The sequence below is a fragment of the Hyphomonas atlantica corrig. genome (assembly GCF_000682715.1).
In the GTDB taxonomy this organism is placed as follows: domain Bacteria; phylum Pseudomonadota; class Alphaproteobacteria; order Caulobacterales; family Hyphomonadaceae; genus Hyphomonas; species Hyphomonas atlantica.
Genome location: NZ_AWFH01000062.1, coordinates 21,983 through 37,806 on the forward strand (window position 1 = coordinate 21,983; position 15,824 = coordinate 37,806).

12 protein-coding genes are annotated in these 15,824 nt (G+C 55.2%); all 12 read left to right on the forward strand.

Annotated elements, in window-relative coordinates:
* Position 1: 1 nt before the first annotated feature.
* The 12 genes from nuoL to dnaE all read left to right on the forward strand — a co-directional run bounded on the left by nuoL (position 2) and on the right by dnaE (position 15,789).
* Positions 2 to 2,146 (forward strand): NADH-quinone oxidoreductase subunit L, encoded by a 2,145-nt coding sequence (nuoL, locus tag HY36_RS16070; protein ID WP_035555344.1) that lies wholly within the window; start codon positions 2 to 4, stop codon positions 2,144 to 2,146.
* Positions 2,146 to 3,645 carry an NADH-quinone oxidoreductase subunit M gene (locus tag HY36_RS16075; protein WP_035555022.1) on the forward strand — a complete coding sequence of 500 codons (1,500 nt, stop codon included), beginning with the start codon at positions 2,146 to 2,148 and terminating at the stop codon, positions 3,643 to 3,645. Before nuoL ends, HY36_RS16075 begins: the two co-directional genes overlap by 1 nt.
* A gap of 4 nt (positions 3,646 to 3,649) precedes the next feature.
* Entirely contained in the window at positions 3,650 to 5,077 is a 1,428-nt protein-coding gene (gene nuoN, locus HY36_RS16080) for an NADH-quinone oxidoreductase subunit NuoN (RefSeq protein WP_051602892.1), read from the forward strand.
* A complete protein-coding gene (locus HY36_RS16085) occupies positions 5,074 to 5,811 on the forward strand; it encodes a biotin--[acetyl-CoA-carboxylase] ligase (protein ID WP_035555024.1) in 738 nt (245 codons plus the stop codon). Before nuoN ends, HY36_RS16085 begins: the two co-directional genes overlap by 4 nt.
* Before the next feature lie 3 nt (positions 5,812 to 5,814).
* Entirely contained in the window at positions 5,815 to 6,582 is a 768-nt protein-coding gene (locus HY36_RS16090; protein WP_035555027.1) for a type III pantothenate kinase, read from the forward strand.
* A gap of 5 nt (positions 6,583 to 6,587) precedes the next feature.
* On the forward strand, positions 6,588 to 8,273 hold the full coding sequence (locus tag HY36_RS16095) for a ribonuclease J (RefSeq protein WP_155842006.1): 1,686 nt from the start codon (positions 6,588 to 6,590) through the stop codon (positions 8,271 to 8,273).
* Between the two features lie 5 nt (positions 8,274 to 8,278).
* Positions 8,279 to 8,707 carry a methylmalonyl-CoA epimerase gene (mce, locus tag HY36_RS16100; protein WP_035555029.1) on the forward strand — a complete coding sequence of 143 codons (429 nt, stop codon included), beginning with the start codon at positions 8,279 to 8,281 and terminating at the stop codon, positions 8,705 to 8,707.
* Positions 8,707 to 8,940 carry a DUF1467 family protein gene (locus HY36_RS16105; protein ID WP_035555032.1) on the forward strand — a complete coding sequence of 78 codons (234 nt, stop codon included), beginning with the start codon at positions 8,707 to 8,709 and terminating at the stop codon, positions 8,938 to 8,940. The genes mce and HY36_RS16105 overlap by 1 nt, the downstream gene beginning before the upstream one ends.
* 51 nt (positions 8,941 to 8,991) lie before the next feature.
* The gene (gene proS / locus HY36_RS16110; RefSeq protein WP_035555035.1) at positions 8,992 to 10,311 is read left to right on the forward strand and encodes a proline--tRNA ligase; all 1,320 of its coding nucleotides are present in this window, start codon (positions 8,992 to 8,994) and stop codon (positions 10,309 to 10,311) included.
* Positions 10,308 to 11,600: an ABC transporter permease gene (locus HY36_RS16115; RefSeq protein WP_035555037.1), complete on the forward strand. Its 1,293-nt coding sequence runs from the start codon at positions 10,308 to 10,310 to the stop codon at positions 11,598 to 11,600. Before proS ends, HY36_RS16115 begins: the two co-directional genes overlap by 4 nt.
* Positions 11,600 to 12,289: an ABC transporter ATP-binding protein gene (locus HY36_RS16120; protein WP_035555040.1), complete on the forward strand. Its 690-nt coding sequence runs from the start codon at positions 11,600 to 11,602 to the stop codon at positions 12,287 to 12,289. The genes HY36_RS16115 and HY36_RS16120 overlap by 1 nt, the downstream gene beginning before the upstream one ends.
* 77 nt (positions 12,290 to 12,366) lie before the next feature.
* Positions 12,367 to 15,789, forward strand: coding sequence for a DNA polymerase III subunit alpha (dnaE, locus tag HY36_RS16125; protein WP_035555043.1), 3,423 nt, complete (start codon positions 12,367 to 12,369; stop codon positions 15,787 to 15,789).
* Positions 15,790 to 15,824: the final 35 nt, after the last annotated feature.

The following is a 15,824-nucleotide window of genomic DNA, read 5'->3' on the forward strand; positions in this document are numbered from 1 at the left end:
GATGCTTCCAGATTTCCTGATCCTCTACATCGTCCTCGCTCCGGGGCTCGTGGCGTTGACCGGACTGGTTCATAAACAGATTGGCGACAAGCTGGTTATGGGTCTGACGACCGCGGTTGTCTTGTCGGCGGGCATCTTGTCCTTGATCCAATTGTTCGCCTATGCGGCCGGCATAGGTGGTCACTCCGGCGGAGAAGAGCATCATGCCAGCTTGGTCGCCGCTGCGACCAGCTATGAATTAAAGCAACACATCATCACCTTGATGCCCTGGATTCATGTGGGTGAGTTTCAGGCAAATTGGGCCATCCGAGTAGACACGCTGTCGATTGTCATGATGGCCGTGATCACCGGTGTCTCCGGTCTCGTTCACCTCTACTCCTGGGGCTACATGAGTGAAGAGCCGCACAAGGCGCGCTTCTTCAGCTACCTCTCGCTTTTTACCTTCATGATGCTCATGCTGGTGACAGCTGATAACTTCATCCAGCTGTTCTTCGGCTGGGAGGGCGTCGGCCTGGCTTCCTACCTTCTGATCGGTTTCTGGTATCAGAACAAGGCACCGAATGACGCCTCGATCAAAGCGTTCGTGACAAATCGCGTGGGCGATTTCGGGCTCGCGCTTGGTATCATGGCTGTGTTTTTCGTGTTCCGTTCCGTGGAGTTCGGACCCGTGCTCGAAGCGGTTCGGAACAATATTGAAGTTGTTCCGGTTGGCTTTACAGAGGCCTACCATGTGCGCGAGCTGGTCATTCCATTCCTGAACTGGAATTTCAGTGCTCTGGAAGTTATCGGCGTGCTGCTCTTCATCGGTGCGATGGGCAAGTCCGCCCAATTCTTCCTGCATGTCTGGCTGCCAGACGCCATGGAAGGTCCGACGCCTGTGTCAGCGCTCATCCACGCGGCGACTATGGTGACCGCAGGTGTCTACCTCGTTTGCCTTTTGTCGCCGATCTACGAGTATACATTCTACGCCGCCGGCATGATTACCATCGTTGGTGCTGTCACCGCGCTATACGCAGCGACAGTCGGCATGGCGCAGAACGATATCAAGCGCGTCATTGCTTACTCAACGTGTTCTCAGCTCGGCTATATGTTCTTTGTGGCCGGTGTGGGCGCTTATGAAGCTGCCATGTTCCACTTGTTCACGCACGCGTTCTTCAAGGCACTTCTGTTCCTTGGCGCTGGCTCTGTCATTCACGGGATGCACCATGAACAGGACATGCGCCGCATGGGCGGCCTCGCCAGATTCATGCCGCTAACCTATGCGGCGATGATGATCGGCACGATTGCAATCATCGGTCTCGGTATACCGCACACGAAGATCGGCTTTGCAGGATTCTTCTCCAAGGACGCAATTCTTGAAAGTGCGTTCGCGGCGGGACAGGCAGAAGTTGTGTTCGGTCAAATGGCCTTCTGGTTTGGCCTGATCGCGGCTTTCCTCACAAGCTTCTACTCGTGGCGCCTGATTTACATGACATTCCACGGGCCCAAGACTTGGGAATCTCATGGTCATGTTGATGATCATGCTCACGCGGATGCGCATGGGGCAGAGGACAATCACGGGCATGGCCATGATCACACGCCGCATGAAAGCCCGCTCGTGATGTTGGTTCCGTTGGCGCTACTCAGTCTCGGCGCAATTTTTGCGGGCGTATATTTCTATGATGCGTTCGTTGATCACAACAATGAAGCGTTCTGGGCCGGCACGATTTATCGCGCTGCGGAGAACCACGTCCTCCATGATCGCCACAATGTGCCGGAATGGGTTCTGTTTGCGCCGCTCATTGTGACGATTACAGGCTTCGTCGTGGCCACGCTCACTTACTACTTCAACAGAGGTGTAGGGAAACGCGTCGCAGATAGTGGCGGACCGCTTCACTCATTGTTCTACAACAAATGGTATTTCGATGAGATCTATCAGGCGACCTTCGTCAAAGGATCTGCCTTCTTGGGCAATGTCTTCTGGAAAGCAGACAAGAAGATCATCGACGGGATTGGACCTGACGGTATTGCAGCGGTGACCAAGTCATCAGCAGGGCGTCTGTCCAAGATGCATACCGGATATCTCTACCACTACGCTTTCGTGATTATCGGCGCTGCACTCGTATTCGGTGCAATACTGTGGCTGCGCGCTGGAGGAGCTAACTGATGGGCGGTTTCCCCATTCTTTCGGCGATGACTTTCCTGCCACTGGCAGGCGCGCTCATCATCATGCTTGTGCGTGCCGCAACAGCTGGCAGCCGTGAAGCGACATCAAGCGACAAGGAAGGGCGTACTGCCCTAATGGCTGGCCTGATCATTTCAGGCGCCACTTTCATTGCGTCGCTTGCCGCGTTTGCAGGGTTTGATGCCAGCCAGTCTGGGTATCAGCTCGTGGAGCAGTATTCCTGGTATCGCAACATCAGCTATAAGATGGGCGTCGATGGACTCTCCATCTCACTGATCCTGCTGACCACGTTCCTTATTCCAATTTGTCTGTTGGCGAGCTGGAATTCGATCCATAATCGCGTGACGGAATATGTTGTCGCGTTCCTTGTGCTGGAAACATTTATCATCGGGGTTTTCACCGCGATGGACCTGGTGCTGTTTTACATTTTCTTCGAGGCGGGGTTGATCCCCATGTTCCTCGTGATCGGTATCTGGGGTGGCAAGGACAAGATATACGCCGCTTTCAAATTTTTCTTGTACACGCTCATCGGATCCCTCCTGATGCTGGTGGCAGTTGTCTACATGTACCAGGCGGCCGGAAGCACGGACTTTGAGGTCCTGGAAAAGTATGCATTCGATCCGGGCGTTCAAACATGGCTCTGGTTGGCATTTGTAGCTTCCTTTGCGGTCAAGCTTCCGATGTGGCCCGTCCACACTTGGTTGCCAGATGCTCACGTTCAGGCACCTACAGCTGGCTCTGTCGTCCTGGCAGGCGTGCTGCTCAAAATGGGGGGCTATGGGTTCTTGCGGTTCTCGCTTCCAATGTTCCCGGATGCGAGCCAACTCTTCCAGCCTGTCATGTTCGCGCTGGCAGTCATCGCTATCGTATATACATCTCTCGTCGCTTGGCGTCAGACGGATATGAAAAAGCTGATCGCTTATTCTTCGGTCGCACACATGGGCTTTGTCACGCTGGGTGTGTTTGCGTTTAATGAAGCAGGCGTCCAAGGCGCGATCTTCCAGATGCTTAGCCACGGCCTGATTTCTGGCGCACTATTTCTGATCGTGGGCGTTGTATATGATCGCATGCACACGAGAGAGATTGCTGCCTATGGCGGCCTCGTGCATCGGATGCCGGTCTACGCGACCTTCTTCATGCTGTTCACGATGGCTAATGTCGGCTTGCCTGGCACATCAGGCTTCATTGGTGAAATTCTAACTATGGTTGGTGGTTTCCAGGCCTCCACCTGGGCAGCGGCCGGTGCAGCGCTGGGCGTGATTTTCTCAGCTGTCTATATGCTTACGCTTTATCGCCGCACCGTGTTCGGACAGATGACCAATCCAGATCTCAATTCGATCAGGGATATGAACTTGATCGAATGGGTCTGCATTGCGCCATTGGCGTTCCTGACGATCCTGTTCGGTGTCGCGCCTAATTTGATATTCAACATTACAGAGGGTTCTGCCTTGCGCATTCTGAACCTTATGGCGGGAGGCTGATCAGATGATTGATTTCACTGCCATGATCCTGACGATTGGCCCGGAACTTTGGCTCGTCGCAATCGCTCTGGCTGGTGTCCTCATTGGCGCCACGTTCAAGGATCGCTTCAACAGCGTATCCATCAAGTTTGGTGCGATTGCATTGTTTGCGGCCGCAGCCATCTCGCTGATGAACTACGAAGGTGGTGAAGCCTTCGGCGGGCTCGTGCGGACAAACACATTTGTCAATTTCGCCAAGTTTGTCAGTTACGTTCTCGCAGGGTTCGCTCTGATAGCTTCGGAAGGTTTCCTGAAGCGCCACGGCACTATCCGTTATGAGTATTCGCTGCTTATCCTGCTCGCATCCTTCGGGATGGGGATCATCCTGTCGGCGGCCGATTTGATGACACTTTACATGGGGGTAGAAACCCTCAGCCTGTCATCATACGTGCTCGCCGCTTTCCATCGGGACTCCACAAAGGCGGCAGAAGCGGGCCTGAAGTATTTCGTGCTGGGCGCGCTTGCTTCGGGAATGCTGCTCTATGGTGCGTCCCTGGTGTATGGCTTCTCCGGATCAACAGAATATGCGTTGATCGCCGCGGCGGAACCATCCATCGGAATGATGTTCGGTATGGTCCTCATGATTGTGGGGCTGGCCTTCAAAGTGTCTGCTGCGCCAATGCACATCTGGACGCCAGACGTTTATGAGGGGGCGCCCACTCCTGTTGTCGCGTTCTTCGCATCAGCGCCAAAAATGGCCAGCATGGTCGTTTTCGCAAACGTCATGTTCACAGTGTTCGGAGACGTGATTGACCAATGGCAAATCATCCTGTGCATCATTGCCGGCCTGTCCATGATCATCGGGTCACTGGGCGCTCTGACCCAAACAAATATCAAGCGTCTGCTGGGATATTCTTCGATCGCGAACATGGGCTATGCGCTCGTTGCTGTTGCAGCGGGTAAGGAACTCGGCGCTGGCCCGTTACTCGTCTTCATGACGCTCTATGTAATTGCCTCACTCGGCCTGTTCATGGGGGTGCTGGCTATGCGCCGGAAGGGCGGAATGGTCGAAGGGATCAACGAACTTGGCGGCCTGATGCGCAAACGTCCGGTTCTCACCATCGCTTTGTCAATCCTGATCTTCTCGATGGCTGGTCTGCCGCCATTTGGCGGGTTCTTTGGGAAATGGGAAGTTCTGACGGCTGGTGTCGACGCTGGATTGATGCCCGTGGTGATCATTCTTGTCCTCGCATCGGTGGTCTCGCTCGGCTATTATCTGCGTCTGATCAAGATCATGTGGTTCGATGAGCCGACCGAAAAGTTCGAGACGATCGATGGTTCTGTCACAATGACCGTTCTGCTCGCTGCTCTTGTGGCCGGTATTCTGTTCCTGTTCTTCATCAACGCGTTGTCGGGATGGGCAGGGTCAGCCGCGCTGGGGCTCGCAGGTTGAGTTTATCCTGGCCGGTCCATCACCTTGGCGTAATCGACAGCACAAACTCTGAAGCCAGACGCCGGGCGAAAGAGGGGCGATTTGAGGATTGCTGGCTGGTCGCAGAAGCGCAGACCGCCGGCCGGGGGCGACTTCAACGTCCCTGGATTTCTCCGACCGGAAATCTGTTTTCGACGGCGCTGTTCAAAGAGCCCGGCGGCATTCAGGTTGCGGCGCGCATTCCGTTTGCATCGGCTCTTGCGGTGTCTGACGTTGCTGCAATTGTAGCACCTGAGGCGCCGGTCAGGCTGAAATGGCCGAATGATGCCCGGGTGAATGGCGCGAAAATATCCGGCATCCTTGTCGAGACCGGTGGGCAGGGCGATGATTTCTGGGTCGCGTCTGGCATTGGCATCAATGTCGCAGAGGCACCCGAAGGCGCCGGCCAGTCTGCGACGAGTCTTCATGCCCTTCGAGGTGACACCGCATTGACGCCAGCAGACGTTCTCTCTGCATTGCGCGAGGCTTTTTCCAACAGACTCACGCAGGCGCGCCAAGGATTCGAGGGGTTACGTCAGGACTGGCTGAAAGTGGCTGAGGGCCTCGGTCAGACCGTCTCGGTGTCTCGAAACGGAGATCCACTGGTAGGCATTCTGGAGGATATGGCAGAAGATGGGTCGCTTGTACTGCGGCTGCCTGATGGTCGCCGCGAAATCGTACGGGCCGGCGATGTCAGCCTGATAGGGAGCGAATAGGCAATGCTGCTGGCAATTGACGTAGGCAATACAAATACGGTGTTTGGCATTCACGATGGTGAAAGCTGGATCAATCAGTGGCGAAGTGCAACGGACCCGACCAAGACGGCTGATGATCACGCCGCCTGGCTCTGGCGCCTGGCAGACATGTATGGGGTCGATCTGAAGCGTATCAAAGGCTGCGTCATTTCGACGGTGGTACCGCAAGCGCAATTCAATTTCCGGAATTTGGCCCGGCGCTACCTTGAAATCGAGCCGATGTTCATTGGCGATCCCAATTTGAAAACTGGGGTCGAGGTCCGCATTCATAGGCCAGAGCAGGTTGGCGCCGACCGGATTGTCAGCGCGCTCGGGGCGCACAAGACCTATGAGGGTAATCTGGTCGTAATCGATAGTGGAACGGCGACGACGTTCGACGTCGTCGCCGAGGATGGCGGTTTTGAAGGTGGGATCATTTCCCCCGGCATAAACCTGTCCATGCGGGCGCTGCACGACGCTGCCGCGCAACTACCGCGCATTGCGATACAAAGGCCTTCTCGCGTTATCGGGCAGGACACTGTCAGCGCCATGCAATCAGGTGTGTTCTGGGGTTATATTGATCTGATCGACGGATTGGTCACACGTATCAAAGCGGAATATGGCAAGCCGATGAAGGTGGTGGCCACGGGTGGCGTTGCGTCACTGTTCGAAGGTGCCAGCCAGACTATAGATTATTATGATCAGGATATTACCATACGGGGTCTGCTCGAAATTTACAGACGGAATAGTTGATAAGAATGGCGGACACGATTGGCGTTGAGGATGAGCTGGTATTCCTTCCCCTGGGGGGATGTGATGAAATCGGCATGAATCTGAATGCCTATGGATATGGGCCTGCTCATGACCGCCGCTGGATTATCGCAGATCTGGGGGTGACGTTCGGATCGCTTGAAACGCCTGGTGTTGATCTGATCTGCGCTGATCCGGAATACCTTATTGGCGAGCAGATCGATGCAATATTCCTGACGCATGCGCACGAAGATCATATCGGCGCCGTGGGTCTGCTTTACCCACGTTTGCAAACCAACGCGCCGATCTATGCAACGCCCTTCACGGCTGAGCTTGTGCGGTCGAAAATGGTCGAACGAGGCGTGGATCCGAGCTGGTTGAAACCCGTCGCACTTGGCGGGACCGTGACGGCAGGACCGTTTGAGGTGACGTATGTTACGTTGACCCACTCTATCCCGGAGCCGAACGCGCTTGCAATCAAGACGCCGTTGGGAACCGTACTCCATACCGGAGATTGGAAGATTGATCCCGACCCTCAGATTGGTGAAACCACTGATGTGGAAGGCCTCACAGCCCTTGGCGATGAAGGTGTTCTCGCAATGGTATGCGACTCCACGAACGTGTTCGAGGAAGGTGAGTCCGGGTCAGAAGAATCAGTCAAACAGGGACTGATCGACCTTATCTCGGAGCAAAAACAAGCCGTCGCCGTTACGACATTCGCGTCGAACGTCGCGCGTGTGAAGTCCATTGTGGAGGCTGCGGAAGCGGCCGGTCGGGCCGTGTGTTTAGTTGGGCGCAGCATGCATCGTATCACCGACGCGGCCAAATCGGTTGGAATCCTGCCAAACACAATGGAGTTCGTCGACGAGTCGGACGCTAGCCAGATTCCGGCGGAACACATTCTCTACCTTTGCACTGGGAGTCAGGGTGAGGCCCGCGCAGCACTGACGCGCATTGCGCGCCGCGATCATCGAAACGTTACCTTTCACGAGGGCGACACGGTCATATTCTCGTCCAGGCAGATCCCGGGAAATGAGAAGGGTATTTTCGAGCTGCAGAATGCGCTCGCCGGGCAAGGAGTGCGCGTGATTACACCGCGCATGGTGCCATATCCGATCCACGTGTCCGGACACCCGTGTCGCGATGAGTTGCGCCGAATGTATGGCTGGGTTCGTCCGAAAGTATCGGTTCCGGTTCATGGTGAGCGACGGCATATCATGGAGCATGCGACATTTGCGAAGTCCCTACAGGTGCCGAATGCCGTCACGCCTCGGAATGGCAGCTTGGTGCGATTGGCTCCAGGTAAAGCTGAAATCACTAATTTGGTGCCATCAGGACGATTGTTTCTGGATGGGGACCGTTTGGTTCCGGAGGGAGCTCAGGGCATTGATGAGCGTCGCAAATTGTCTTTTTCGGGCATCCTTTTCGCGACGATGACCCTCGATGATTCCGGCGACGTGCTCGACGGGCCAGTGGTGATCGCAAAAGGTCTTTCAGAAAGCGACGGGCGTATTGCTGACGAAAGTATCGAGCCACTAGAGATCGCGGCGGAAGACGCGATTGGTCGCATGAAGAAACGAGATCGCATGGATGATGATGCGGTGGAGCGCGCTGTTGGCCGCGCACTTCGTAAAGCCTGTTTGAATACGTTTGGTCACCGCCCAATAATAGAAGTGATCGTGCTGAGGAGTTGAAACCCGTGTCAGAGTTTAAAATTGGTCCACTGAATCATGTTGGCGTTGCTGTCCCTGATTTGGCGGCAGCATGTGAAACCTATCGAACGCTGTATGGCGCGACAGATATCACGACGCCATTCGATATGCCTGAGCAGGGCGTGAAGGTCTGTTTTGTGAATTTGCCGAATAGCCAGATCGAATTAATTGAGCCTTTGAACGCCGAGTCCCCGATTGCGAACTTTATTACAAAGAATCCTAAGGGCGGCCAGCACCATGTTTGCTTTGAAGTGAACGACATCAATCAGGCCGTTGATGAGATGGAGAAGCGTGGCGCGACGGTGCTGGGTAAACCGCGCATCGGCGCACACGGCACGCTGATCATTTTCGTTCATCCAAAAAACTCGAACGGCGTACTCATCGAGCTGATGGAAACGCCTAAGGAAGCTCACTGATGACTCTTTTCGGTGCCGGTGTTGTTTTCACCATTGCTTGGTGGTTGTCGTTTTTTGTCGTCTTGCCGATTGGCGTTGCGGGACAATGGGAAGACGATTCAACGACGCCTGGCACCGAAGAGGCCGCTCCGAAGAACCCGATGCTTCGTAAAAAAGCGATATGGGCGACGGGCGGCGCGATTGTCCTGACCACATTAACAGCCATCATCGTGCCACGTTTGCTTGCGCAATAGGGGGCGCTGCGGCTAGTTGGCCTTCGTTTAGTGCGCGATCACGGAGATTCCATGCGTCTGTCGAAGTATTTTCTGCCTGTTTCCAAAGAAGCCCCTTCGGATGCGGCCATTGTTTCGCACCAGCTTATGCTACGCACCGGCATGGTTCGCCAGAATGGCGCGGGCATATACACGTGGTTGCCGCTTGGCCTGCGCGTACTGAAGAAGATCGAACAGATCGTGCGGGAAGAAATGAACCGCGCGGGTGCTGTTGAGATCCTGATGCCAACCCTTCAACAGGCCGATTTGTGGCGCGAATCTGGTCGCTACGAAGCGTATGGCAAGGAAATGCTTCGCATCACAGACCGGCATGATCGCGATATGCTTTTCGGGCCGACGAATGAGGAACTGGTCACAGACGTGTTCCGCTCCTACGTGAAAAGCTACAAACAACTGCCATTGAATCTGTATCACCAGCAATGGAAGTTCCGGGACGAGATCCGTCCGCGGTTTGGTGTGATGCGTGGTCGCGAGTTCATGATGAAGGATGCCTATTCCTTCGATCTAACCGCTGAAGACGCGCGGCATTCTTATAACCGGATGTTCTGCGCCTATCTAAACACGTTTTCCCGTTTGGGACTGACGGCTGTGCCCATGCGTGCGGATACTGGACCGATTGGCGGCGAATTGAGCCATGAGTTCATCATTTTGGCAGACACAGGCGAGAGCGCAGTCTTCTGTGACAAGACGCTTCTGGATATGCCCGCGCCGGGCATTGATCTCGATTTCTCTGCGGATTTGAGCGCCGAAGTGGAGAAACGCACGCAATACTACGCTGCAACCGAGGAAATGCACGACGAGGCCGCTTTCGAGGCGCTGCCGGAAGACCGGAGGGTCTCTGCACGTGGCATCGAAGTTGGTCACATCTTCTATTTCGGCACAAAGTATTCCGAACCTATGAATGCAGTTGTTCAGGGACCTGATGGTCAGATGGTCCCGGTGGAAATGGGAAGTTACGGTATCGGCGTATCGCGTCTGGTCGGCGGAATCATTGAGGCCTGCCATGACGAGAACGGTATCGTATGGCCTGATGGCGTTGCGCCGTTCCATGTTGGCATCATCAATATGCGGGCTGGTGACGAAGAGTGCGATGCAGCGTGTGAACAGGCTTATCAAGCATTGGAACTGGCTGGGATTGATGCGCTCTATGACGATACCGAAGACCGTGCCGGCGGCAAATTCGCGCGGATGGATCTGATCGGTCTACCGTGGCAGATCGTTATCGGGCCGCGTGGCCTGAAGAACGGTGTGGTCGAAGTCAAAAATCGCAAGACCGGTGAGAAGGAAGAGCTGCCACTCGCCGATGCATTGGCAAAGGTGCGCCCTGAATGAGTGACTTGCCCGCAGCTGCATCTCCCTTTGGGAAACTCGAGCGGACGCTTGCGTGGCGGTATCTACGCGCCAAGCGTGAACATGGCGGTGCGAGTTTGATTTCCATCATCTCGTTTGTCGGCATTTTCTTCGCAGTCGCAGCTTTGATCATCACCATGTCAATCATGAGCGGCTTTCGCGCAACATTGCTTGACGCCTTGTTGGGTGGCCAGCCGCACGTCTACGGCGTTGTCGCGTCGTACACTGAGGAAGAAGCCGAACAAATTGCCGAGACGATCAGTCTGATAGATGGCGTATCAAGTGTTGCGCCTTACATCGAAGAATACGTGCTGGTGACAGCGAATGGGCGCAAAACTGGCGCTGCTGTCCGCGCGATCCGTCAGGAGGATTTGGCGACGATGCCGTTTCTGAAAGATGGTGGAGAGGCAGCCATCGCGTCAGGCTTCGGCGAAGGCAAGAATGGCGGCAATGTCATCATGATGGGGGCGTTCCTGGCTGCAGGCCGCGAAGGTCTTGGGGTCAGGCCCGGCGACAAGGTGGAGATAATCACATCTCAAACGAATTCAGGGCCGTTGGGGTCGACGCCGCGCAGCAAAGCCTACACAGTTGGCGACGTGTTTAAGACAGGAAGTGTGGAGTTGGATCGGCTCTATATGTTCATGCCGATGGAGCAGGCACAGATCCTGTTCCAGTCCAAGGACCGTTATCAAATGCTGGACATCCGGCTGGACGATCCCAACAAGACCACCGAGGCAATGGCAGCCATCGCCGACGCGACAGGCAATGCGCTCTACACGTTCGATTGGAAGAGCCAGCGGGCCGGTTACCTGAATGCACTGCAAGTTGAACGCACCATGGTTCGCTTGCTTGTGATGGTGATTATGGGGATCGCAACTCTGAACATCATTGTTGGTGTTGTCATGCTGGTTAAAAACAAGACCCGCGACATCGCTATCTTGCGGACGATTGGTTTGGGACGAGGTGGGGTGTTGCGCGTATTTCTGCTTGTTGGCACCATTCTTGGAACGTTGGGTGCAGTACTCGGTATGGCAGTTGGCATTCTCGTCGTCACAAACATTGATGCGGTCGAGGCGTTCATAAACCTGTTTGTTCCGGGCGAGGTTTTTGATGCCGAAGTCTATGGCCTTGAGGGCCTTCCGGCGATCCTGGACTGGGGAGAAGTGATCCGAACTGGGCTCTATGCACTAGGCATGTCAATGCTGGTGTCAATCATTCCGGCCTGGTGGGCATCCCGTCAAGATCCGGTCAGTGCGTTGAGGTTCGAGTAATGAGCCAGCCAGTACTCGAGCTTCGCGATATCGACCGTTTCTACAAGACGGCGGCAGGCGAACTGCATGTGTTGAGCGGAACCAATCTCCAGCTGAACGCCGGAGAGTTGGTTGGGCTTGTGGGTCCCTCCGGCTCGGGCAAATCAACTCTATTGCATACAGCCGGCCTGCTCGAGCGCCCGGAGTCCGGCAAGGTGTTGTTGGATGGCATTGATTGCCTCGCTCTTGACGACAAAGGCCGAACCGCAATCCGCCGAGCAAAAATCGGGTTTGTATACCAGTTTCACCACCTTCTTCCGGAGTTCAACGCCGCGGACAATATCGCGATGCCGTTGATGATCGCGGGCGTAAAACAGAAACTTGCGCGCGAGAAAGCGGCGGCGCTTCTCGCCGAAATGGGTTTGAAGGATCGGGGGCACCACCAGCCTGCGCAGATGTCTGGTGGTGAACAACAGCGTGTGGCCATTGCCAGGGCCTTGGCGAATGACCCCCGGTTGGTCATTGCTGACGAGCCAACGGGCAATCTGGACCCGGCCACGACAGAGCGTGTATTTGCGACACTCATTAAAATGGTGCGAGACGAAGGCGCAGCCGTGTTGGTGGCGACGCACAATCTCTCCCTGATCAAGCACATGGATCGCGTTTTGACGTTGTCGGACGGAAAACTGGTTGATTATCAGCCGGATTAAGTTGTGAAACGCGGCTGACAGCGTCTGGTCTGGAAGAGGGCTTCACGGCACTGTATCCTGTGAACAGGAGCCGCCCCGTGACTGAGTCGACCTTTATCCACCTCGCCGTTCGTTCGAGTTATTCCCTGCTCGAAAGCATGATCACGCCGAAAGGCCTGAAGGCGTGGTGTGCTGAGCAGGGCATGCCTGCGATTGCGATAACTGACCGCAACAACCTATTTGGCGCGCTGGAGATCTCGCTGACGCTGACGGATGCGGGCATTCAGCCAATCATGGCCTGCTGTTTTGACGTCACGGACGGCCTCCCAAAAAGCGAACCCAGCCGTATTTCGCTCTACGCTCAGAATGATGTGGGTTACAAGCGTTTGATGCTTTTGTCTTCGCGAGCGTACCTGGACGCTGCTGATGGCGTGCCCAAGTTACATCGCGATTTGCTACTCGACAACACAGAAGGTCTGATCCTGCTGACCGGAGGGGCTGAGGGGCAGGTGGCCAAACATCTGTTGAAAGGCCGAGTAGCGGACGCACGCACAGAGCTATCTACATTGGCTGCAGCTTATCCCGGTCGCTGCTATGTCGAGATTACCCGGCACGGCACCGAAGATGAGTATGCAACGGAAGAGGGGCTTGTGGATCTGGCATACGAGCTCAGTCTTCCGCTCGTGGCCACGCACGATGCCCGGTTCATGAAGTCAGCGGACGCGAAGGCGCACGACGCCATGATGTGCATCTCCAACGGCCAGTATCTCGGCCAGGATGATCGCAAACGCGTAGACCCTTCGCAGTATCTCAAAACCGCCGGCGAGATGGTCTCCTTGTTTGAGGACCTGCCCGAAGCGATTGCCAACACGTCTGAGATCGCACGACGTTGCGCGGTAAAGGCCGAAACGCATAAGCCTATTCTGCCGAACTTCTCCAAGGAAGGTCGTTCCGAGTCAGAGGAATTACGGAAACAGGCTGTTGAGGGATTGGAATTCAGACTGTCCGCCGCTGACAAACTTTATGCGGACCGTGACACCTATTTCGAACGTCTTGATTACGAGCTTTCGATCATCGAACGCATGGGGTTCCCCGGTTACTTCCTGATCGTTTCCGACTTTATCAAATGGGCCAAGGAAAACGGAATTCCGGTGGGTCCAGGCCGGGGGTCTGGTGCGGGGTCTCTTGTCGCTTGGGTGTTGTTGATCACAGACCTTGATCCGCTCAGGTTTGACCTGCTGTTCGAGCGCTTCCTGAACCCGGAACGTGTGTCGATGCCCGACTTCGACGTCGACTTCTGTCAGGAGCGACGTGGAGAGGTAATTCGCTATGTCCGCGATAAATATGGCGCCGATTCGGTGGCGATGATCATTACCTTCGGTACGTTGCAGGCCAAGGCTGTGGTGCGCGATGTAGGCCGGGTCATGCAGATGCCATATGGTCAGGTTGACCGGCTTGCGAAACTCATTCCGTTCAACCCGGCGAATCCCCCCAAGCTTCAGGACGCAATCGACGACGAACCGAAATTTCAAGACGAAATAGACGCGGACGAGCGTGTCGGGGAGTTGCTAGAGATAGCCTTGTCGCTGGAGGGCAAATACCGAAACGCAGGCACTCACGCCGCTGGCGTGGTGATCGGTGATCGGCCTCTGGTGGAGTTGGTCCCGCTTTACAACGATCCGCGTGCTGATTTGCCTGCGACGCAGTTCAATATGAAATATGCCGAAACGGCCGGGCTGGTGAAGTTCGACTTTCTCGGTCTGAAGACGCTGACGGTCATCGACCGCGCGCTCAAGCTTATTCGCCGTGACGGGCGCGATGTCGGGCCGGAATGGCAAAGCCTGGATGATCAGGCCACTTATGATCTTATGGCTAGTGGCGAAACCCTTGGCGTGTTCCAGCTTGAAGGTGCAGGCATGCGGGACACGCTGAAAAAGGTGCGTCCGCACAACCTGGAAGACGTCATCGCCATTATATCCCTTTATCGCCCCGGGCCTATGGAGAATATTCCGGTTTACGTTCAGGGTAAGGAGGACCCGTCGTCGGTTGTCTACCAACATCCAGATTTGAAACCCGTTCTTGAAGCGACCTATGGTGTTCCCGTTTACCAGGAACAGGTCATGCGGATGGCGCAGGAGATTGCCGGTTACTCCCTCGGTGAAGCTGACTTGTTGCGTCGTGCCATGGGTAAGAAGAAAGTTGAGGAGATGATTGCCCAGCGGAAGCGCTTTGTCGAAGGCGCGGCCGAATTGAAAGGGATGGAAGAGAAACTGGCGAACGACATCTTTGATACGATGGAAAAGTTCGCTGGCTATGGTTTCAATAAATCACATGCGGCCGCATATGCTCTGATCGGCTATCATACCGGATACCTTAAACGGCATTTCCCGGTTGAATTCCTGGCCGCATCGATGAGCCTCGATATTGGCAACACGGACAAGCTGGCGGCGTTCTTTCAGGAAGCCAAACGTCTCAAAATTCCGGTTCTTGCTCCTGACGTGAATTCATCGACGGCTGATTTCGACGTGAAGGATGGCGCGGTTGTCTACGCCCTCGGCGCGCTTAAAGGCGTCGGACTTGAAGCCATGAAGCACGTCGTTGAAATTCGCGAGCGCGATGGTCGTTTCGAAGACTTGTACGACTTTGCCGAGCGTGTGGATCCAAAGCATGTGAACAAGAAGGCTTTTGAATCCCTGTCGAAGGCCGGCGCCTTCGATTCGTTTGAGCCGAACCGTGCGAAGATGCTCGAGTCAGCGCCCTTGTTGGCGAATATGGCGGTGAGTGCCGCCCAAGACCGGCAAGGGGGGCAGGGTGGTCTTTTCGGTGAAGCAGAACCAGCTCTCCGCCCCGTCTTGCCGAAGGCGAAAGCATGGAATGGTCAGCAGAAGCTGGATCAGGAGTTTAAATCCATCGGATTTTACTTTTCGGGGCACCCGCTCGATGACGTCCTTGAGGGCTTGGACCGCGAGCGGGTCACACTGGCCATGGAAGTTCAGGATCGAGCGGCTGATGGTAAACCACTCGAAATGATTGGCGTTGTACGCGCGCGCAGCGACAAGCCAGCTCGGAATGGCGGCAAGTTCGCCTTCTTGACGCTGTCTGACCCTTCCGGCGAAGTCGAGATGATGGTGTTTCCGGAAACGCTCTCTCAAAATTACGATCTCTTGCAGGTTGGCAATGCCGTCGCGATTACAGTCGGTGTTAAACGGAATGCGGAGGAGATAAAGCTGAACGCCGAGCGGGTTCTCAAGCTAGAGGCTGCACGCCTGTCTAAGGCAATGGGGGCTTTGAAGATTAGGCTGGCCGTTGGTGCCTTCGTCGGAGATCTTGCGGGTGTTGTCGAGCATCTGACGAAGCTTCAAGACCTTGAAAAAGGAGAGCTTCTTATAGAAATGCCACTTGAGGATGGTCGAGTTGTGACCATGAAACTTCCATCTACTTACACGATTGGCCTCAGCGCGCAGCGAGCGCTTAAAGAGGCGCCAGGCGTTGAGCGTGTAGAACCGCTCAAAGCGGCCTGACAAAACCCAAGCTGAAAGCCTTGCAGCCATGGGCA

Coding starts and splice junctions, on each gene's coding strand:
- nuoL (WP_035555344.1), top strand. CDS start 2: ATGCTTCCAGATTTCCTGATCCTCTACATCGTCCTCGCTCCGGGGCTC.
- HY36_RS16075 (WP_035555022.1), top strand. CDS start 2,146: ATGGGCGGTTTCCCCATTCTTTCGGCGATGACTTTCCTGCCACTGGCA.
- nuoN (WP_051602892.1), top strand. CDS start 3,650: ATGATTGATTTCACTGCCATGATCCTGACGATTGGCCCGGAACTTTGG.
- HY36_RS16090 (WP_035555027.1), top strand. CDS start 5,815: ATGCTGCTGGCAATTGACGTAGGCAATACAAATACGGTGTTTGGCATT.
- HY36_RS16095 (WP_155842006.1), top strand. CDS start 6,588: ATGGCGGACACGATTGGCGTTGAGGATGAGCTGGTATTCCTTCCCCTG.
- HY36_RS16105 (WP_035555032.1), top strand. CDS start 8,707: ATGACTCTTTTCGGTGCCGGTGTTGTTTTCACCATTGCTTGGTGGTTG.
- proS (WP_035555035.1), top strand. CDS start 8,992: ATGCGTCTGTCGAAGTATTTTCTGCCTGTTTCCAAAGAAGCCCCTTCG.
- HY36_RS16115 (WP_035555037.1), top strand. CDS start 10,308: ATGAGTGACTTGCCCGCAGCTGCATCTCCCTTTGGGAAACTCGAGCGG.
- HY36_RS16120 (WP_035555040.1), top strand. CDS start 11,600: ATGAGCCAGCCAGTACTCGAGCTTCGCGATATCGACCGTTTCTACAAG.